The sequence below is a fragment of the Millionella massiliensis genome (genome assembly GCF_900104655.1).
Classification (GTDB): domain Bacteria; phylum Bacteroidota; class Bacteroidia; order Bacteroidales; family Rikenellaceae; genus Rikenella; species Rikenella massiliensis.
The window spans coordinates 872,022-892,799 of sequence record NZ_FNWD01000002.1; the positions used below are offsets into that span (position 1 = coordinate 872,022).

The 20,778-nt window shown below is 58.1% G+C and carries 16 protein-coding genes; 9 read left to right on the forward strand and 7 right to left on the reverse strand.

Annotation, left to right across the window (positions count from 1 at the left end; genetic code table 11):
* Positions 1-152: 152 nt before the first annotated feature.
* Positions 153-1,352, reverse strand: a complete 1,200-nt coding sequence (locus BQ5379_RS03525) for a pyridoxal phosphate-dependent aminotransferase (RefSeq protein ID WP_071134166.1) — start codon at positions 1,350-1,352, stop codon at positions 153-155.
* A 529-nt stretch (positions 1,353-1,881) separates the two neighbouring features.
* Here BQ5379_RS03525 and mnmA point away from each other — a divergent pair.
* Positions 1,882-3,084: a tRNA 2-thiouridine(34) synthase MnmA gene (mnmA, locus tag BQ5379_RS03530; RefSeq protein WP_071134167.1), complete on the forward strand. Its 1,203-nt coding sequence runs from the start codon at positions 1,882-1,884 to the stop codon at positions 3,082-3,084.
* A gap of 46 nt (positions 3,085-3,130) precedes the next feature.
* A complete protein-coding gene (locus tag BQ5379_RS03535; protein ID WP_071134168.1) occupies positions 3,131-4,225 on the forward strand; it encodes a DUF1573 domain-containing protein in 1,095 nt (364 codons plus the stop codon).
* 158 nt (positions 4,226-4,383) lie between these two features.
* On the opposite strand, the gene BQ5379_RS03540 is transcribed toward BQ5379_RS03535, so the two are convergent.
* Both BQ5379_RS03540 and lepA read right to left on the reverse strand, forming a co-directional pair.
* Positions 4,384-5,334, reverse strand: a complete 951-nt coding sequence (locus tag BQ5379_RS03540; RefSeq protein ID WP_071134169.1) for an aldo/keto reductase — start codon at positions 5,332-5,334, stop codon at positions 4,384-4,386.
* 156 nt (positions 5,335-5,490) lie between these two features.
* Positions 5,491-7,278, reverse strand: a complete 1,788-nt coding sequence (gene lepA / locus BQ5379_RS03545) for a translation elongation factor 4 (RefSeq protein WP_071134170.1) — start codon at positions 7,276-7,278, stop codon at positions 5,491-5,493.
* A 534-nt stretch (positions 7,279-7,812) separates the two neighbouring features.
* Here lepA and BQ5379_RS03550 point away from each other — a divergent pair.
* From BQ5379_RS03550 to BQ5379_RS03580, 7 genes are all read left to right on the forward strand, one after another.
* Positions 7,813-8,787 (forward strand): GIN domain-containing protein, encoded by a 975-nt coding sequence (locus BQ5379_RS03550; RefSeq protein ID WP_071134171.1) that lies wholly within the window; start codon positions 7,813-7,815, stop codon positions 8,785-8,787.
* A gap of 21 nt (positions 8,788-8,808) precedes the next feature.
* Positions 8,809-9,522, forward strand: coding sequence for a GIN domain-containing protein (locus tag BQ5379_RS03555; protein ID WP_083377557.1), 714 nt, complete (start codon positions 8,809-8,811; stop codon positions 9,520-9,522).
* A 32-nt stretch (positions 9,523-9,554) separates the two neighbouring features.
* A complete protein-coding gene (locus BQ5379_RS03560; protein WP_071134173.1) occupies positions 9,555-10,430 on the forward strand; it encodes a nucleoside phosphorylase in 876 nt (291 codons plus the stop codon).
* Positions 10,431-11,610: 1,180 nt separating this feature from the next.
* Positions 11,611-12,744 carry a DNA polymerase III subunit beta gene (gene dnaN / locus BQ5379_RS03565; RefSeq protein ID WP_071134174.1) on the forward strand — a complete coding sequence of 378 codons (1,134 nt, stop codon included), beginning with the start codon at positions 11,611-11,613 and terminating at the stop codon, positions 12,742-12,744.
* Between the two features lie 14 nt (positions 12,745-12,758).
* Complete coding sequence (locus BQ5379_RS03570) at positions 12,759-13,541, forward strand: 3'-5' exonuclease (protein WP_071134175.1); 783 nt, start codon at positions 12,759-12,761, stop codon at positions 13,539-13,541.
* A gap of 11 nt (positions 13,542-13,552) precedes the next feature.
* Complete coding sequence (locus tag BQ5379_RS03575) at positions 13,553-15,232, forward strand: LysM peptidoglycan-binding domain-containing protein (protein ID WP_071134176.1); 1,680 nt, start codon at positions 13,553-13,555, stop codon at positions 15,230-15,232.
* Positions 15,233-15,538: 306 nt separating this feature from the next.
* The gene (locus BQ5379_RS03580; RefSeq protein ID WP_071134177.1) at positions 15,539-16,597 is read left to right on the forward strand and encodes an endonuclease/exonuclease/phosphatase family protein; all 1,059 of its coding nucleotides are present in this window, start codon (positions 15,539-15,541) and stop codon (positions 16,595-16,597) included.
* 277 nt (positions 16,598-16,874) lie between these two features.
* On the opposite strand, the gene BQ5379_RS03585 is transcribed toward BQ5379_RS03580, so the two are convergent.
* From BQ5379_RS03585 to BQ5379_RS03600, 4 genes are all read right to left on the reverse strand, one after another.
* The gene (locus tag BQ5379_RS03585; protein WP_071134178.1) at positions 16,875-17,684 is read right to left on the reverse strand and encodes an NADH-quinone oxidoreductase subunit B family protein; all 810 of its coding nucleotides are present in this window, start codon (positions 17,682-17,684) and stop codon (positions 16,875-16,877) included.
* Positions 17,685-17,997: 313 nt separating this feature from the next.
* The gene (gene ndk, locus BQ5379_RS03590; RefSeq protein ID WP_071134179.1) at positions 17,998-18,471 is read right to left on the reverse strand and encodes a nucleoside-diphosphate kinase; all 474 of its coding nucleotides are present in this window, start codon (positions 18,469-18,471) and stop codon (positions 17,998-18,000) included.
* 107 nt (positions 18,472-18,578) lie between these two features.
* On the reverse strand, positions 18,579-19,658 hold the full coding sequence (locus tag BQ5379_RS03595) for an RluA family pseudouridine synthase (RefSeq protein ID WP_071134180.1): 1,080 nt from the start codon (positions 19,656-19,658) through the stop codon (positions 18,579-18,581).
* A 145-nt stretch (positions 19,659-19,803) separates the two neighbouring features.
* A complete protein-coding gene (locus tag BQ5379_RS03600; protein ID WP_083377559.1) occupies positions 19,804-20,775 on the reverse strand; it encodes a PASTA domain-containing protein in 972 nt (323 codons plus the stop codon).
* Positions 20,776-20,778: the final 3 nt, after the last annotated feature.

The window sequence follows — 20,778 nt, forward strand, 5'->3', positions numbered from 1 at the left end:
AAAACTGATGAGCCCTTCCACAACATCGCCCCTCCTTCGGACAGTCGCCCGCCCCTTCTGCCCCCCATCTACCTACGGGACGGAGCCGGAAAGTGAATCGGGCCGGGATTGTCAACTAGCTCAAGGGCTTCTCATCGCACAGCCGGCGGTTCTCAAATCGTACGGCCGGGGTAGGCTTTCAGGGCCAGTTCGAGGGTCTCCATCGCCCCGCGCAGGTCGTCGATATTGAGCACGTAGGCCAGACGCACCTGATGACGCCCGGTTTCGGGTTCGGCATAGAAACCCGAAGCGGGGGCTACCATCACCGTCTTCCCGTTGTGTTCGAACGACTCCAGCATCCATTGCGCGAAACGGTCGGCATCATCCACAGGTAGCTCCGCAATGGCGTAAAAAGCACCACGGGGCATCGGACACCGCACGCCCTCCATCCGATTCAGTGCAGCGATCATGAAATTTCGCCGAGCCTCATACTCGTCGTGAACCGTCTGGAAATAGCTTTGTGGCGTATGCAGAGCCGCTTCGGCCGCCACCTGTCCCACATAGGGTGCACACAGTCGGGCCTGCCCCATGCGCAGAGCGGCATCAATCACCTCAGGGTTGCGGCTGACAAGCGCCCCGACCCGCGCCCCGCACATGCTGAAACGTTTGGAGATGGAGTCCATCATGATCACATGCCGGTCCATCCCTTCGAGTGCCAGCACGGAGTGGTGTTTGGCTCCGTTGTAGCAGAAATCGCTGTAGACCTCGTCGGCCATCAGGAAAAGGTCGTGCTTGAGCACGATGTCGCGCAACTGGAGAATCTCCTCCTCGCTATACAGATAGCCGGTCGGGTTATTGGGGTTACAAATCAGGATACCGCGCGTTTTCGGGGTGATGAGTTTTTCGAAATCGGCAATCGGCGGCAGCGCGAAGTCATCGTCGATAAACGAGCGCACGGGCACGATCTCGACGCCGGCTTCTGCGGCAAAGCCGTTGTAGTTGGCATAATAGGGTTCGGGGACGATGATCTGGTCGCCACGGTCGCACGTGGCCAGCATCCCCATCAGGATGGCTTCGGAGCCACCCGTGGTGACGATCACCTGATCGGCCGTGAGGGGGAGTCCCCGCCGGGTATAGAATTGCGCCAGTGCTTCGCGGTAGCTCACGATCCCCGCCGAATGGGTATAGGCTATCGTCCGCACATCGATCGCTCGGATGGCCGCCAGCGCCTCGTCCGGAGTGGGGATATCCGGTTGCCCGATGTTCAGGTGATAGACATGCACGCCCCGTCGTTTTGCCTCTTCGGCATACGGGACGAGCTTTCGGATGGGTGAGGCCGGCACTTCCTGACCGGTCCGCGAAATTTTCGGCATAACAGTTTTCGATTTTGACTGAACAGACAAAGATAATGCTTTTTCGGCGACGCCGAACAGGAAATCGCCGTCCCCACTCCGACGGCCAACCGGAATCTCAATCCCAAATCGATCTTCTGGCCTGTTTTCGCAACGCTCAGCCCTACGCAAAAAGGCGCTTTAGACACACTTCCGTTCCTTCCTGCCTCCCCCGCCCTTACGTTTCCGTGAATGACCAGCAGCTCCAAGCACACCACTCCCCGCCTCCGATTCGCACCTCGCGACAAAAATCCCGCTGAAAACCGTTATCTTTGGAGCCACAGCGGCATAGGCCCCGAGACAAAACCGACAGGTTCAGACGCCTCAGAAACTGCTGTCGGGACGATTCCGACAGTTCCAATGCACAGACGTCGCAATCCGTTCGGGAATGCAGAACACCTGCCGGGAACAACCGTGCGGTCACGTAGAGCCCCCTCACGGGGCGGGGATACACTTTATCACCGTATTTTCGCACCGGGTCCCATCCGCTGCCGAACAGCACATACAATCTATGGAAGAGAAGACTCCGAAACAGAAGACCCGCGTGGTGGTCGGCCTCTCGGGCGGCGTCGATTCGAGCGTCGCTGCGTGGGTACTCAAGGAACAGGGCTACGACGTGGTGGGCATGTTCATGCGCAACTGGCACGACACGACCGGCACCCTGGCCGGCGACTGTCCGTGGTACGACGACCGCGTTTTCGCCGAACTCGTGGCCAAGAAACTCGACATCGAGTTCCACTTCATCGACCTCAGCGACCAGTACCGTCAGCGCGTAGTGGACTATATGTTCGCCGAATACGGCCGCGGACGCACGCCCAATCCCGACGTACTCTGCAACCGCGAGATCAAGTTCGACGCCTTTCTGAAAGCCGCCCTCGACCTCGGAGCCGACTACGTTGCCACGGGCCACTACTGCAAGACCGACACCGTCGTAAGCCCCGTGGACGGCAAACCCTACCACCGGCTCATCGCCGGCGACGACCACAACAAGGACCAGAGCTACTTTCTGTGCCAGCTGAACCAGGAGCAGCTCTCCAAAGCCCTTTTCCCGATCGGCGACCTCGAAAAGCCCGAAGTGCGCCGCATCGCCGCCGAACAGGGGCTGGCCACCGCCGAACGCAAGGATTCGCAGGGGATCTGTTTCGTGGGCAAAGTCGACCTGCCGGTCTTCCTGCAACAGAAACTGGCCGCCCGCCCCGGCGGTTCGATCATCGAAATTCCGGCCGACTGGAGCGGCTATTCCGAACCCACGCACGCCCCCTACTCGCCCTACACCTACCGCGAGACAGACGGCGTGAAGGTCGGCGAGCACAACGGAGCCCACTTCTACACCATCGGCCAGCGCAAAGGGCTACACGTGGGCGGCAAACCAGAGCCGCTGTTCGTCATCGCCACCGACGTCGAACGGAACGTGATTTACGTGGGGATGGGCGACCGCCATCCGGGCCTCTACCGGCGCGGTCTCCGCATCCGTCCCGACGAGATGCACTGGATCCGTCCCGACCTGACCATGACGCCGGACAGTGCGCCTCGTCCCTATCTGGTACGCATCCGCTACCGTCAACCGTTGCAACAGGCCACGTTGCACGTCGACCGCGACGGCTGGGGCGTGATCGACTTCGCCGAGCCGCAGCGTGGCGTCACCGCCGGCCAGTTTGCCGCATGGTATGCCCCCGACGGTGAGCTGATCGGCTCCGGCGTGATCGACGCCTGACAAGCCCCTCCACCCGAAAAGTTTCTGACTAAACATACCCATAATCATGAAACATCCGCTTGCACTACTGAGTTTGCTTTCGCTCTTTCTGGTCGGCAGCGTCTCGGCCGAAGAACTGAAGACAGCCAAACTGGTTTTCGACAGCTACACCTACGATTTCGGCACCATCCGTGAGGTGGACGGCGACGTGACCCACACCTTTCGGTTTACGAACGAAGGCAAACTGCCGCTGGTCATCACCAGCGTCGGCGTATCGTGCGGCTGCACCTACCCACAGTTCAGCAAAGAGCCGCTCATGCCCGGCCAGAGCAGCGAGATGAAGATTACCTTCGACCCGACCAACCGCCCCGGCAAGTTCGAAAAGATTATCAACGTCGCCAGCAACGACCCCCGCGGCAGTGCCCGGCTGACCATTACCGGCACCGTCGAAGGACGGCCGCGCACGATTCAGGACGACTACCCCTATTCGGTGGCCGACGGACTGCGCATCGTCGACCGCAACCTGGTGCTGGGAACCATGCCGCGCGGCAAGACAACCGTCGAAAGCATAGGGATCGCCAACGGAGGCAAACAACCGGTACAGATCGGTATCGACGGCTCGTCGCTGCCGGCATGGCTGACTGTCAAACCGGCCAAAACCACCCTCGCCCCGGGCGAACGTAGCGAGATACAACTGACCTTCGACGCCTCGAAAGCCGACCTGTGGGGTAAATTCCAGCCGCAATTCGGTCTGATTGTCAACGGCCAGAAACAACCCGACCCGGTCAAAATGAGCGTCATTTTTGTCGAAGACTTTTCGACCGTATCGCGCACCGCGCTGAAAATGGCTCCGCGCGCCGATTACTCCTCGTTTTTCTACCACTTCAGCGACCAGCCCCAGGGCAAAACGCTCACCCGTGAGTTCCAAATCACCAATGGCGGACAGAGCGATCTGATCATCCGCCACATCGGTCCGACCAGCAGCCGCATCAAGACCAAGATCGACAAAACGGTCATCCGCCCGGGCGACACGGCCACACTGACCGTGACGCTCGACTCGAAAGGGGTTACGGGGCGTTTGGGAGAAGGAGTGACCATCGTGACGAACGATCCGGCCCGACCGGCTCGCGACATCCGGGTGCTCGCCAACATCGTCGAATAGGCAGCCCTCGCAAGCCGACACCGGATTCTACAACGAGTGATAAAAAACCGTCGCGCCATCCATTCAATCGAATGGAGAGCGCGACGGTTAACTTTTTGATCCTGCATGATCGGGTTATCCGGCTGTGGCAACCGGGTCTCGCAAAGGCGTCCGCTGCATCAACCCAGCACCCGGTCGATCTCGGCCAACTCTTCGGCCGTAAACGCCGGAGCCGAAAGGGCACCGAGATTCTGCAACAACTGCTCCTGCGAGCTGACTCCCACGATCACCGACGTAACGGGCGACCCGGGGCGGAACTGCCAGGCAAGCGCCATTTGCGAGAGACTCTCGCCGCGTCGGCTGGCAATATCGTGCAGTTGTTTTATTTTCGGAAGGTTGTGCTCCACATCTGCCACCTTCAGGAAACCGTTGTGCGCTGCCCGCGAGTCGGTCGGGATACCGGCCAGGTAACGTTCCGAGAGTTGTCCCTGTGCCAGCGGAGAAAAGCTCACTACTCCCGTCCCGTATTCGTCGAACAGCGGGAAGAGTGCCTTTTCCGGTTCACGCACCAGCATCGAATAGCGCAACTGATGAACCACGCAGGGCGTTCCCAACTGACGCAGAATATCCATGGCACGACGGGCCGTTTCGGGTGGATATTTCGACAGACCGACATACAACGCCCGCCCGCTGCGGACAATATAGTCAAGGGCCTGCATGGTCTCTTCGAGCGGCGTTTCGGGATCGGGCCGGTGGGAGTAGAAAATATCGACGTAGTCGAGACCGAGGCGTCGGAGACTCTGGTCGCACGCAGCAATCAGATGTTTGCGCGATCCCCAGTCGCCGTAGGGTCCGGGCCACATCTCGTGACCGGCCTTGGTGGTGATGAGCATCTCGTCCCGATGGGCGGCCAGGCTGTTCCGCAGAATCCGGCCGAAGGTCTCCTCGGCACTGCCGGCCGGAGGCCCGTAGTTGTCGGCCAGATCGAAGTGGGTAATCCCCTGTTCGAAGGCGGTCAGCACGATCTGCCGCGCCCGGCCGAAATTACACCCGACACCGAAATTGTGCCAGAAGCCCAATGATATGGCGGGCAACCGAAGCCCGCTCCTGCCGCAACGTCTGTATTCCATATCCTGATTGTTTTAGCAGTTTCACGCACAATTTTACTGCACACCTAATGCAGTACGCCATATTTTATCACGCCGATATCTGCAGTCCGCCTCTCAACCGAAGCGGCACGACCGCCCCGGAGCGAGCCCCTGCGCAGGGGCGAACATCGGCACACATTAATCCATCTTGAGCACGGCGAGGAAAGCCTCCTGCGGCACCTCAACGCGGCCGACTTGACGCATCCGCTTCTTACCGGCCTTCTGTTTTTCGAGCAGTTTACGCTTACGCGAGATGTCGCCGCCGTAACACTTCGCCGTCACATCCTTGCGCACCGCCTTGACCGTTTCGCGGGCGATGATCTTGGCCCCGATGGCCGCCTGGATAGCGATGTCGAACTGCTGGCGCGGGATCAGCTCCTTCAGTTTTTCGCACATCTTACGCCCGAAGTCATAAGCATGGTCGAAATAAATAAGCGACGAGAGGGCATCCACCTGTTCACCGTTGAGCAGGATGTCCAGTTTCGAGAGTTTCGACGGTTTGTAATCGGTCATATGGTAGTCGAACGAGGCGTAACCGCGTGATACGCTCTTCAGCTTGTCGTAGAAGTCGAACACGATCTCGGCCAGCGGCATGTCGAAGTTGACCTCCACACGGTCGGTGGTGATGAAGTTCTGGTTCAGCAGTACGCCGCGCTTGTCGATGCAGAGTTTCATGATCGCACCGAGGTACTCCGTCTTGGTGATGACCTGAGCCAGGATGTAAGGCTCTTCGATGTGGTCAATCAGCGTGGGTTCGGGCAGCCCCGAGGGGTTGTGGACCATCACCTGCTCGCCCTTGGTCGTAAAGACCTTGTACGAAACGTTGGGCACGGTCGTGATGACGTCCATGTTGAACTCGCGGAAGAGCCGCTCCTGAATGATCTCCATGTGGAGCAGTCCGAGAAAGCCGCACCGGAAACCGAACCCCAGCGCGAGCGACGATTCGGGTTCGTAGGTGAGCGAGGCGTCGTTGAGCTGGAGCTTTTCGAGCGAGGCGCGAAGGTCTTCGTACTGGTCGGTTTCGACCGGATAAAGCCCCGCGAAGACCATCGGTTTGACATCCTCGAACCCTGCGATGGCCTCCTGACAGGGGTTCGCCACGGAGGTGATCGTATCGCCGACCTTCACTTCGATCGAGTTTTTGATACCCGAGATGATATACCCCACGTCGCCGGCACGGATCTCGTCGCGCGGCGACATTTTGAGCTTCAGCACCCCGATTTCGTCGGCGTCGTACTCGCTGCCGGCGTTGAAGAACTTGACCCGCTCGCCCTGACGCAGCGTACCGTTCATCACCCGAAAATAGGCGATGATGCCGCGGAACGGATTGAACACCGAGTCGAAGATCAGCGCCTGCAACGGGGCCTTGTCGTCACCCTGCGGCGCGGGCACGCGTTCCACGATGGCCCGCAGAATATCCTCGACCCCTTCGCCGGTCTTGCCCGACGCGGCGAGGATCTCCTCCCGTTTGCAGCCCAGCATATCGACGATTTGGTCCTTGACCTCTTCGACCATGGCCGATGCCATGTCGATTTTGTTGAGCACGGGGATGATTTCCAAATCATTGCCCAGCGCCAGGTAGAGGTTCGAGATGGTCTGAGCCTGAATGCCCTGCGTGGCGTCGACCACCAGCAGCGCCCCCTCGCACGAGGCGATGGCTCGCGAAACTTCGTACGAGAAATCGACGTGCCCGGGGGTGTCAATCAGGTTCAGGATATATTTTTCACCGTCCTGCACATACTCCATCTGGATCGCGTGGCTTTTGATCGTGATGCCTTTCTCTTTCTCGAGGTCCATGTCGTCCAGCACCTGAGCCTGCAGTTCGCGTTGGCTGACGGTTTTGGTCACCTCCAGGAGGCGGTCGGCCAGCGTCGATTTACCATGGTCGATGTGCGCGATGATGCAAAAGTTGCGGATATTCTTCATACGTAAACACTATTCTGCTAAGGGTACAAAAATACGGATTTTTTCCGGAAAGCCCGACTTGTCAAAAAGTTAGACACCGGGTGTCTAATTTTTTGACACTCCACCTCTATGTATTCACAAATACACCACTGATTATCTGCACATTGCACTTTTGGCACGCCATTCGCATTTTCCACAGACAGAAGAGCCGTCATCCAAAATCGGTGTTCCGAACGTCTTTACGTCAACATCGACACCGGACCGGTCAAAACAGACACCCCAAAAAGAATGATCCTGCCATGAAACACGAATGGACACCCCCAGCCGCTCGACACCACCGCCGACGGCTTCCGCACACGGAAAACCGCAGCCCCACAGAAGCCCCTTCACCCCACGCACAGCCCGACTCGCCACCCCACAGCCGTCCCCGCTACACAACCCGCTGTGCATGAACTCCGCCCACGCCTTATCCGCCCCGCTGCTGGAGCGAAATAAAACGCTATAAAAAGAGACAAAAAATCGTTATATTTGAGAACCTGCCAAACCAGAAACACCATGAAACGCCAACTCCTCGGCCTGGGACTCGCCCTGGGTCTTTCGATCTCCACCGCACTGGCCGCATCGACCACCCTCAAATCGGCTCAAGGGCTCGGCATCCACGGCCTGGATGCCGGACATACCTTTACCGTAACCCTGCGCCAGAGCACCTCGCAAGAGCAAAATGGCGTGACCGTCACCATCGACGAACGCCTCAAACCCTACCTCGACGTGACTCTTCGTGAGGGGATTCTCCACCTCGGCTTCGACGACCTGCCGCGCGAGCTGCAAAGCTCCGATAAGTGGTGTTGTCCCGCCACGGCCGAAGTGACCCTCAGCAGCATCGACCGGCTCTCCACCTCGGGGCTCGCCTCGGTAAAACCCCAGGGGAGCTTCTCCGGGGCTGCCCGGGAATTCTCGGCATCGGGCTCCTCGCACATCGACCCGATCACCGTCGCCGTCACCGGTAACCACGACACCGAAGTGGACCTTTCGGGCCTGAGCACCATTACCCTCACCCTGCAGGGTGCAAACAGTGCCGAAATCGACGTCAGCGGCAACTCCAGTCTGACCCTCGACTGCGGAAGCGTCCAGGAACTCGACATCGACGTCAGCGGATTGAGTTCGGCCAGCATCAAAGGCAACGCCACTGTCGTACAAACCGACTGCGGCGGCAACTCGAAACTGACGCTCGAGTGCGGTGCTACCCGTACCCTCACCGCCTCCACGTCGGGCCTTTCCTCGGCCACCATCAGCGGCAGTGCCGACCGACTGGAGACCGAAGCCAGCGGCAACTCACAACTCAACACACAGAAACTCAAGACTAAAGCAGCCGTTTGCGACGCCAGCGGCATGAGCAGCATCAGCGTCTGGATCACCGAAAGCCTCGACGCGTCGGCCAGCGGCAACAGCAGCATCCGCTACCGCGCCGACGGTAACATCAAGCAGACGATCAATACTTCCGGCCTGAGCAGCGTCAACTCCATTCAATAATCCGTATCACCTCCGACAGCCATGAAAAGAATCGCACTTTTTTTGTTTGCAACCCTCCTGTTCGGCACCACCTTCGCACAGGACAAACAGGCCTCACAAACCATCCAAACGGGCCATCTTTACGGCGTCTCGGCCCACAGCGGATTCGAAGTAACGCTGACCCAGGGCACCACCAGCCGGGCCGTCATCTCGATCGACAGCCGACTGGAACCCTATCTGAATGTCCATGTCCGGGACGGTATCCTCGAACTCAATCTGAACCAGTTGCCCCTTAACCTCCAACTCCGAAAACTGGCCCGCAAAGCCGAAGTCACGGTGAACGGTCTGCAGACGATCGAAGCCCACAGCGGTGCAGAAATAGTCGGCAGCGGCTCCTTCACCGCCGACCATTGCACCATCGAAGCCCAGAGCGGTGCCCAGATCACGGGCATCACGCTCACGGCAAAATCGGTCACCGTAGACAACCAATCCGGAGCGGACATCACCCTGAGCGGCGAAACCGAAAGCCTCACGGCCACCGCCTCATCGGGCTCGGACACCAATCTGGCCGACCTGAAGGCCCTCTCCATATCGGCAAGTGCATCGTCCGGCAGCGACCTCTCGTGCTGGCCGACACAGAGTCTCGACGCCTCGGCCTCGAGCGGTGCTTCGATCCGTTTCCGCGGCGGGCGACTTACCAACACGTATATGCACTCTTCGTCCGGCGGCTCGATCCGCCCCATACGAGAAAAATAGCACCGAATTCCAACTCCAAATCGCCTCTACCCATGCGTACCATCCCTGCCTCGGAACTGATCCTCAACGACGACGGCTCCGTATTTCACCTCCACCTTCGCCCCGAAGCGCTGGCCGACACCGTAATTTTGGTCGGCGACCCGGCCCGCAGCGACATGATCGCCGAACGTTGTTTCGACCACATCGAGCACTCCGCCACCAACCGCGAATTCCACTGCCATACCGGGACGTTGAACGGCAAACGGATGACGGTGGTTTCGACCGGGATCGGCTGCGACAACATCGACATTGTGATGAACGAACTCGATGCGTTGGCCAACGTCGATTTCGCCACACGCACCGTCAAGCCCGAGCACCGCAGTCTGCGTATCCTGCGCCTCGGTACGAGTGGAGCCGTACGACCGGATATCGAATTGGGGAGCCTGGTCATGTCGGCCGTATCGGGCGGGATCGACGGGCTGCTCAACTTCTACGCCGGGAGCGATGCGGTGTGCGACCGACGTATCGAGGCGGCATTCACGGAACAGACACAGTGGGGCGACCGTCTGGCCCGTCCCTATTTTGTACACAACGATCCGGAGCTGATTGCCCTCTTCCGAGACATTGCGATTCCAGGTCTGACGCTCTCGGCACCGGGATTTTACGCCCCACAGGGACGTGTTATCCGTCTGCCGCTGGCCCAGACCGAATATTTGGAACGCATCGAACGGTTCGAGTTCGAGGGAATGCGCGTGACGAATTTCGAAATGGAGAGTTCTGCGATTGCCGGCCTTTCGGCGTTGATGGGGCATCGTGCGCTGACCATTTGCGCCATCATTGCGCAACGGGTCGCCGGCGAGAGCCGTCCCGACTATGCAAATTCAGTTCGGCAGATGGTGCGGATAGCCATGGAGAGGTTATCGCGTTAAATTCGACAGTTCGATCACCCGATTGTCCAAGCAAGAATAAAAACCGAAGCGATAAGTTGTATTACCTCGAACAGCCGACAAACGTTAATATTCGGTTTGACCTTTATTCGAGGTAATACCATTCTGACGGGGTGCCCGAAGGCACCGCCCGCCCGGCGTGAGGGCAGTCCCGGACTGTTCGCTATGACTGATGATATGATAGGGAGAGTTGACCTGTTCGCCGCGCGGTGAACAGGTCGCTCTTTAACAAGACTTTCTTTTCATCCAGAACACTCTTCGACTGCGCTGCCGCGCGGGCCCCGCGTGCTCGCGGTGGAGCGTGCGATGCTCCGCATCGCCTGTTTCATCTTCGCTGTGGCGGAGTTATGAAAGGTATTACCTCAAACAGCCGTCGAACGTTAGTATTCGGTTCGACCTCTATACGAGGTAATACCATTCTGACGGGGTGCCCGCGGCACCGCCCGCCCGGCGTGAGGGCAGTCCCGGACTGTTCGCTATGACTGATAATATGATAGAGAGTTGAGCTGTTCACCGCACGGCGAACAGTTCAACTCTTTAACAAGACTTTCTTTTCATCCAGAACGTTCTTCGACTGCGCTGCCGCGCGGGCCCCGCGTGCTCGCGGTGGAGCGTGCGATGCTCCGCATCGCCTGTTTCATCTTCGCTGAGGCAAAGTTATGAGAGGTATTACCTCAAACAGCCGTCGAACATTAGTATCCGGTGCGACCTTTATTCGAGGTAATACCACTCTGACGGAGTGCCCGAAGGCACCGCCCGCCCGGCGTGAGGGCAGTTCCAGACTGTTCGCTATGACTGATGATATGATAGGGAGAGTTGGGCTGTTCGCCGCACGGTGAACAGCCCAACTCTTTAACAAGACTCTCTTTTCATCCTGAACACTCTTCGACTGCGCTACCGCGCGGGTCCCGCGTGCTCACGGTGGAGCGTGCGATGCTCCGCATCGCCTGTTTCATCTTCGCTGAGGTGGAGTTATGCGAGGTATTTCCTCAAACAGACGTCAAACATTAAAATTCAGCCCGACGCCCCAATAGTACACTCACAGCGCGCAGCTACTCCCTCACAACCCCAATCGCCCAAACACTTATATGATGTTAAAGCAAAAAACATTATCTTTGTTTGATTTATCATTAACCCTAAGCTAACGAAAACCCTTTTACCCATGAAGTTCATCATATCCAGCACCCTGCTGTCGAATAACCTGCAATCGATCGGGAAAGTCATCAGCAACAAAAACACCCTCCCGATTCTTGACTACTTTCTGTTCAACCTGGCAGGTAATCAACTGAAGATCACAGCATCCGACCTCGAAACCACCCTTATCTCCACCCTCGAAGTGGACAATCAGGGCGAAGACGGCATCGTGGCCATCCCTGCACGCCGCATCACCGATTCGATCAAAGAGTTTTCGGAACAGCCGCTGACCATCTCGGTGGACAAAGAGAGCTGGGAAGTGACCATCAGTTGGAAAACCGGTAAACTCAGCATCCCCGGTATCACCGGTCTGGGTTATCCCGAACTGCCCTCGGTCGATGAAACTACGGCCACCATCTTCTACATCCCCGCGCCCGCACTCGGCGACGGCATCATGCAAACCCTCTTCGCCACAGCCGACGACGAACTGCGCCCCGTCATGAACGGTGTGAACATCGCCCTTTCGCCCAAAGAGATCACCTTTGTGGCCACCGATGCCCACCGCCTGGCCCTCTTCAAAAACAGCAACGTCACCTCCGACAAAGACGCCTCGTTCATTCTGCCGAAAAAACCGGCCAACCTGCTCAAGAACCTCCTCTCGCGCGACGACGAAGAGATGATTACCGTTACGTTCGACAGCAAGAACGCCATCTTCACCCTGCCCAAGCACAAGATCGTCTGCCGGTTGATCGAAGGAAACTACCCCAACTACAACGCCGTTATCCCCACCAACAACCCCAACAAGGTGCTGGTTGACCGCGTCGAACTACTCAACTCCATCAAACGCGTATCCGTCTGCTCGAGCCAGGCCAACCAGCTCATCAAGATGGATCTGAGCGCCGGCAACATCAACCTGTCCGCCCAGGACATTGACTACGCCGCCTCGGCCGAAGACAACATCACCTGCAGCTACGAAGGCACCCCGATCGAGATCGGTTTCCGCGCCTCCTTCCTGCTCGACCTGCTCGGCAACATCCACTCGCCCGAAGTCTCCATCGAGTTGGCCGATTCGACCCGTCCCGGTCTGTTCTTCCCCTCCGAAAACGACGTCGAAGGCGAATCGCTGCTGATGCTGCTGATGCCCATGATGATCAACGCTTAACCGCCACACTGGAGATGGAACTCAAGCTGAAGCGCCCCCTGATCTTTTTCGACATCGAATCGACCGGTGTCGATCCCGCGAAAGACCACATTGTCGAGATTTCGCTGATCAAAGTGCACCCCAACGGCGACGAAGAGAGCAAGACCCGCCGGATCAACCCCGGCGTCCACATCCCCGAAGCATCGACCGCCATCCACGGCATCACCGACGACGATGTGAAAGATTGCCCCACCTTCCCGCAGATAGCCAAATCGCTGGCCGCATTCATCAAAGGGTGCGACCTGGCCGGTTACAACTCCAACAAGTTCGACATTCCGATCCTGGTCGAAGAGTTCATGCGGGCCGGTGTGGAGATTGACCTGAGCGGTAAAAAGTTCGTCGACGTGCAGAACATCTTCCACAAGATGGAACAGCGGACCCTGGCCGCCGCCTACAAATTCTACTGCGGCGCCGAGATCGAGAACGCCCACTCCGCCGAGGCCGACATTCGCGCCACCTACGAAGTGCTCAAAGCGCAGCTCGACCGCTACCCCGACGACCTGCAGAACGACGTCGATTTTCTGGCCGACTTTTCGCGCATGAACCGGAACCTCGACTTCGCCGGTCGGATCGTGCTCGACGACCACGACGTTCCGGTATTCAACTTCGGCAAACACAAAGGCCGTCCCGTAGCCGAAGTATTCGCCACCGAACCGAGTTACTACAACTGGATGCTGAACGGCGATTTTCCGCTCAACACCAAACAGGTATTGACCCGTTTGCGGCTTGAAAACGCATCGAATCCCGCGAAAAAATAGATTCTCCGCCCATGACCCGATCCTTGTTGCGCATACTGTTTCTGTTGTTGATATTCGCCAGCAGCCCCGTGATTCAGCCGGCCGAGGTGCAGGCTCAGACCACCGTGCGCATTTCCAACCGCAGCATCACCATTCGCGGTGAAGAGTACCTGATCCACAAAGTCCGCAAAGGCGAGACCCTGTACTCCATTTCGCGGGCCTACAACGTGAGTCAGGAAGAGATCATGAAAGCCAACAGCCTGACCCGCGACGTGCTGCGCAACAAACAGACCCTGCTGATCCCCACCAGCAAACGCCAGGAGGGGACAAGCAGCGCACAAACCGAGCCCCGCTCCACCGAGACCGACGAGCAACGTCCTGACCCCGTAATGGAGCCCGTGACCCCCTCGATTCCACCCCGCAACCGCGGCGGACTCTTCGGATCACGCAACAAGACCCCGAAACAGCCGACCACCACACAGAAAACCGAATCCGTCAAACCCGGCACCACGACCTCCGTTACCGAGCCCCAGACCGAAGAGCCAGACACGCTTGCCACGAATCACCCCCTCACCGACACCCTCAGTGATGGAATGAACGACGAGCAGCCGCTCGAATTCGGCGACGGTCAGCTCAAGGAGATCGACCGCGATGCTCCGCTTGACATCGCCGTGCTGCTGCCCCTACAGGCAGGTCTGAAGACAAACGACCGCTTCTCGGAGTTCTACAAAGGGATTCTGATCGGTCTGAACGCTCTGAAAAGCGAAGGCATATCGACCAACGTGCGGTTCCACAACACCGGCGCATCGGAAGATAAAGTACGCACACTCGTTGAGTCGGGTGAATTGCAAGATGCCGACCTCATCATCGGCCCCGTATATGCCGAAGCCTTCGGCCCCATCGCCGAATATGCTTCTCGCACCGGCACCCCCGTGGTCAGCCCGCTCGGAGCCGTCGGAGCCGCCGACAACCCTTACGTATTCGAAGTATCGCCCGTGGATGACTACACCTACCGACAGATTCTCGACCGATTCAGCGGTCGCACTGGCACCCCCAGTGCCGAGGCCAATCTGGTGCTGATCGACCACGCCGAATACCCCGACACCGCCGCCCTCTCCGTTTTTGAGCAGGCCCTCGGCGACCGGGCCTCGTCCCTGCTTTTCTCCGGAGCTCGCAGTCAGAGCCAGGCCATGGACATCCGGCTCAACACCGCGCTGGACAAAGACCGCGACAACATTGTTTTCGTCCCCGTCAGCCGCGTCGACGCCCTCGAAGGGATCCTCTCCCACCTGAGTTCGATCAACACGACCGGCAAATACCGCATCACGGTGATCGGGACGCCCCGTTGGGAGTGGCTTTCAAACCTCAACCTCGACCTGTTCTACAAACTGAACGTCCACTACCCGGCCTCCTACCATGCCGACCGGGGTAATCCAGCCGTAGCCGCCTTTTACAGCGAATACATGAGTGCTTTCGGCAGTCTGCCCAGTCCCTATGCCTTCCGCGGTTACGACGTGATTCGCTATTTCGGCGGTGCCCTCAAGCACTTCGGATCCGACATGCCCGACCGCATTGCCAACCGCGGCTACGATCCGCAATTGTTGCAGGTGGGATACGATTTCCGCCAGTCGAACGACACGGGCAAATATCGGAACATCGCCTGGCCGATCGTCAACTACACGCCCGACTACACCATTCAGGTGATACGCTAGGAAGCCGTTCCACTTTGTCCGGCATCTTTCCGCGACAACGGGAAAGTAGGAGGCTGAAGTAGCAGCGATTTTTTTGAAATATGGAAGTGTTTGTTTAATGCCATCGTTCCACTTCGAGGAACGATGGCATTAAATTTGTGCGGACATGGTGCGTAGGGGGTGCGTGCTGCGCACGGGGAGTATTTATTGGATTGAGATGAATTGAGATGGAGTCGAACCCTATTTTTTCCGCTCGTCGGGACGGGTGATCCCGCCCCTTGGCGCGGGCCGCTCCCCGAACAATGAATTAATTTTACATCGACTCTTATGAAACGTCTTTTTCGTCTGCTGTTCCGCATCGTAGTCCTGCTAAGCGTACTGTTGCTGGTCGCATTCGTCATCATCTGGATTCGCGAATGGCGACCGGAACCAGTTGAAAACATCCTTGAAACCGATTCAAAAGCTGTGCTCCGGCAGGGCGACACGCTGCGTATCGTCTCCTGGAATATCGGTTACGCGGGTCTGGGCGACGACATGGACTTTTTCTACGACGGCGGTACCCGGATGCGCACCTCTCGCGAACGGACGCTCCAAAACCTGCACGGCATCATCCGTTACCTGCAAGAGCAGGCCGATGCGCACCGTGCCGACCTGATCCTGCTCCAGGAGGTCGATTTCGACTCGCACCGCAGTTACGGTCTCAACGAGTACGATTCGATCCGCAACGCCTTGAGCGGATATGAAAGTTGGTATGCCCTCAACTACAAAAGCGACTTTGTCCCCATTCCGCTGACCCACCCGATGGGTGCCGTCGAAAGCGGGATCGTCATTCTCAGCCGCTGGTCACCCTCGCGCGTGACCCGGTACGCCTATCCCGGCGGATTCTCGTTCCCGGTACGCCTCTTCAACCTCAAGCGCTGCCTGCTGAGCGCCGAATTTCTGCTGCTCGACTCCACCGGCAACCCCAGGACCCTCTACCTCAACAACACCCACAACACCGCCTACGACACCGGCAACATGCGCAGCGGCGAACTCGCCTTTATGAACCGCTATCTGGCCGACAAACCGTATGCCGTCACCCTGGGCGACTGGAATTGCAATCCGCCGGGCTACACGGCCAGTGCAGCGGCCCTGGCAGATGCGAATTTCCGCCCCCTGCCGATCGACCGGGGCACCTTCCCCGACGAGATGACTTTCGTATACGACCCGACCACACCATCGACCCGCTACGGATACGAGCCCTACAATCCGGCAACCACCACAACCACCCTGCTCGACTTTGCACTATGCGGCTCGGGCATCGAACCGATTGCCTTCGAGACCGTCGACCTCGGCTTCAAAAACAGCGACCACAACCCCGTAATCGCCACATTCGTGATTCGATAGCCATCCGCGCTCCCCAGATGGACAATCGCGGGAGCCTCGTTATGGGGGTAAAACGGTAAAAACGCGGTCGGCTAAATACTCAATGAAGAGCATTTAGCCGACCGCGTTATATGATTTAAAACAGGAAGAGACTAATGGGATTCGGGTAGTTGACTTCGGATAGAGGAGACGAGCACTTAACGCTACTCGCACGCCATACTACTCCCCATCACCAAACAAAGTTACGACCAGGGTAAGTAACGACTTCTCCGACTAACAGAGCCCCTTCTTTCCCCCGCTACTCGTTCTCCTCGCTTCGGGTACGTTGGCGCGAAAGGCCGCGTTCCCCACGCAACAGAGCCATCACACCGGTAATGAAGGTCATCGGATGGGCCGGGTTGCCGGGGATATAAAGATCGGGTCGATGAATGTCGAAGAACTGCCGGTTCACAGCCGGCGAGTCGGCAAACAGACCGCCCGAAATCGCATCCGCCCCAACGACGATCAGCACTTTGGGGTCGGGCACCGCCTGCCAGGTGGACTCCAGTTCCCGAGCCATGTTGGCGGTAACGGGTCCTGTCACCACCACGCCGTCGGCATGGCGCGGCGAGGCTGTGAATGCAATCCCGAAGCGTCCCATGTCGAAGTTGACGTTACCAGCCGCACCAAGTTCCATTTCACAACTGTTGTCCCCCCCAGCCGATACCTCACGCAGGTGGAGCGAACGGCGGAACATCCGCCGGATTTCGGGTCGGACAGCCTCGTGACCGAAGTTCCAGCGGGGTGCATCCCCCTCGCGGACGATCAGGCCCTCGCGCGTCGAGGCAGCCAGACGATAATCGTTCGTAAAGCGGACATTTTCGGGGAACTGCGCAGCACACTCCCCGCAGAAGAGACACCGCCCCAGGTCGAGGCGAAGCCCCTTCTGGTCGTAAGTAATCGCACAGGTCGGACACAGCGAGCAGAGCGTCTGCCGCGCCATTTCGGTCATTCCGGCCGATTGCAAAACGGGACGGCCGCGAAACTCGTCACAGAGTTTCACGCGGTCGAGGTGTTTGATATACTGGGTTCCGTGCTGCTTGAGCACCCGCAAACTCGTCAATAACATATCGAGTTGATCTTTTTCCGGATATTTTTTTGAGGTTATCTCCAACGCACCCGCCTCCTTTCGTCTAATACCGGGTACCTTGTGTTGTTACGCACTACCGCGTACAGTTCGGCAGTCAAAGGTCTCTCCCTCCCCGCATCCACCCATCGAAGAACCGACAAGGCACACGCTTGCCGTCCCTCTACCCCCCCACTCACATACCGTCTTCAAACCTTTGGACAAACTACGAACGCCGGGAACGGTGGATTAAAAAACGCCGTTCGTTTCGAGAACGGCGCTGTAAGTCTCGGCCATCGGCCAGCGAACGCGGAGTTTAGTCGCTGTCGATTTCGTCTTCGGGCAGCGGCAGTTCGTACTTCGTATCGATAATCTCTTTATCTGTGAAGAAGAACGAGGCTTCCCAGGCAGCATTTTCGTCGCTGTCCGAAGCGTGAATGGCGTTACGGGTTTTCGAAGCGGCGAATTTCTTGCGGATCGTACCTTCGGCGGCCAGTTCGGGGTTGGTTTTCCCGATCAGTTCGCGGAATTCGGCCACGGCATCCTGAGCGCCCTCTTTTTCGAGCACGGCGGCCACGATCGGACCGGAGGTCATGAAGAGGTAGAGGTTGCGGAAGAAGGGACGTCCTTTGTGGACATAGTAGAATTTCTCGGCATCCGAACGGCTCAGGTAGGTCATCTTCAGGGCGATGATCCGGAACCCGGCCTTTTCGATCATGGTCAGGATCTCACCGATGTGGTTCCCGCCTACGGAGTCGGGTTTTATGATGGTGAAGGTTCTTTGTCCCATAAACTAAAAAGAATTATGTGGTTAAATTTTGGATAAAGTTAAGACTTTTTTCGGGTTTCTGAAACTTTGAGCACATTCGCCAGCCAAAATCCCCCCGGAGGGTCACACTACTCGCCGCTTTCGATCTCATTTCGGGCCGCCGTATAGCCTCTCCACTTGGCCAGACAGGCGGCGAAGTCGGCCGGATACTCCGATTCGAAATAGATTTCCCGGCGGGTGGTGGGATGCACGAAACCGAGGCTCATGGCATGGAGCCCGTGGCGCGGCATCAGCGCAAAACAGTTTTCGACAAACTGCTTATACTTGCTGAAAGTGGTCCCCTTCAGAATCCGGTCGCCTCCATAACGTTCGTCGTTGAAGAGAGGGTGCCCGATCGACTCCATGTGAACCCGGATCTGGTGGGTACGGCCCGTTTCGAGCCGGCACTCGACGAGGGTCACATAACCGAACCGCTCAAGTACGCGGTAGTGGGTCACGGCGTGTTTGCCGATCGGTCCGTCGGGCGGATAAACGGCCATCCGCAACCGATCGGTGGTACTGCGGGCGATATTCCCCACAATCGTCCCTTCGTCCTGCTCGAAATTGCCCCACACCAGGGCGTGGTAGATGCGACGGATCGTGTGGTCATAAAACTGACGGGCCAGAAAGGCGTGGGCGCGTTCGTTTTTGGCTACGACCAGCAGACCGGAGGTATTTTTGTCGATACGGTGAACCAGACCGGCCCGCATGTCGCCCTGTTCAAAGAGAGGGAGTCCCTGCAGGTGAAAGGTCAGGGCGTTGACCAGCGTCCCGGTATAGTTTCCATGGCCGGGGTGGACCACCATGCCGGCCTCTTTGTTGACAACGATCAGATCGTCGTCTTCATAGACGATATTCAGCGGAATCTCCTCGGCCACGATCTCCAGTTCACGGGGCGGATAGGGCAATACGATGGAGATCTGGTCGAGCGGTTTGACCTTATAGCTCGATTTGGCAGGACGGCCGTTGACGAGGATATTCCCGGCGTCGGCTGCTGTTTGGATTCGGTTTCGGGAGGTATTTTCGAGACGGACGGCCAGAAATTTATCGAGGCGGATCATCCCCTGCCCCTTGTCGGCCGTGACGCTGAAGTGCTCGAAGAGTTCATCTCCGGCCTCCGTTCCTTCACTCTCCTCCAACTCCTCGCCATCCTCCAATTCCGCCGCCACTTCGGGCTGCTCATATTTTTCCTGCTTCCCCTCACGCTCGCGCCCTCCCCGTGCAGTCTGCTCCTCAACGGGTCCCTTTCCCGACGGATCGGTCTCCGCACAACGCCCGGTTTCGAGACCGGACACTGCGGCATGCTGTTCTGCACTACAACTCATCGACACCCTCCTCCATCAGGCTGTCGGCCGCCATCTCCTCCTCTTCTTCCACATACTTCCGCGCCGCAGCGTCGGACTCTTTGGACGAGGTGGCGATTTTCTGCGTATCGAGGGTCAGCCACAGCGAGATTTTTCCGCCATAGTCAGTGCGGCTCTGCTGATTGGGTTCCTGACGATAGACGCGGGCATCGTCCATATCGGCATCGGCAATTCCGGAGTCGTAGCGGACGCGACCGACGTTCAGCCCCACTTCCCAGAGGCGGCTTTTGGCTTCGCGCAGCGTCAGCCCGATCACTTTCGGGATGCGGGGCAGCGGCGAAGACTGGTTCACGCCGACCACCAGCGTGATCCCCGATCCGAGTTCGGCTTCGGTACGCGAGCCTTCGGTAATGGATTTACCCTCGAAGAGTTCATCGAGGACGTTATTGGTGGCCATATCCGACCGATAGACCAGTTTTTCGATCTCGAAGCCGCGGGTTTCGAGCATGTTTTTGGCCTGACGCAGGGAGTACCCGGTCACATACGGGATCACATCCATACGGGGACGCGAAGCGTTGATGGTCAGGAACACACGACGCCCGGACTTCACGCCCATACCGGGTTTGGGGCTCTGATCGAGGATCACGCCGGGCTCCTGTTTGGGCATGTAGAGCGAGTCGATCACTTCGAGTTTCAGTTCACCTTCGGTGCTCATGGCACGCGCCTCGTCGATCGTGTGGCCGATCATGGCGGGAACGATGAACTTCTGCCCGTGCCGCGTATAGATGTTCAGACACAGGTTGACGATGAAATAGAGAATGATCCCCAGACAGACAGCCATCACGATGTTGCGCAGCAGGACATTGCCACGGATCGTATCGTAGATGCGGGTCAGGATCGAGTCGTTATTTTTTCTCGGGCCGCGTTCGGGATTGGGCCGTACAGGCCGGGGCGGCATGTTACGTCGTTGTGGTGTCGGCATAAT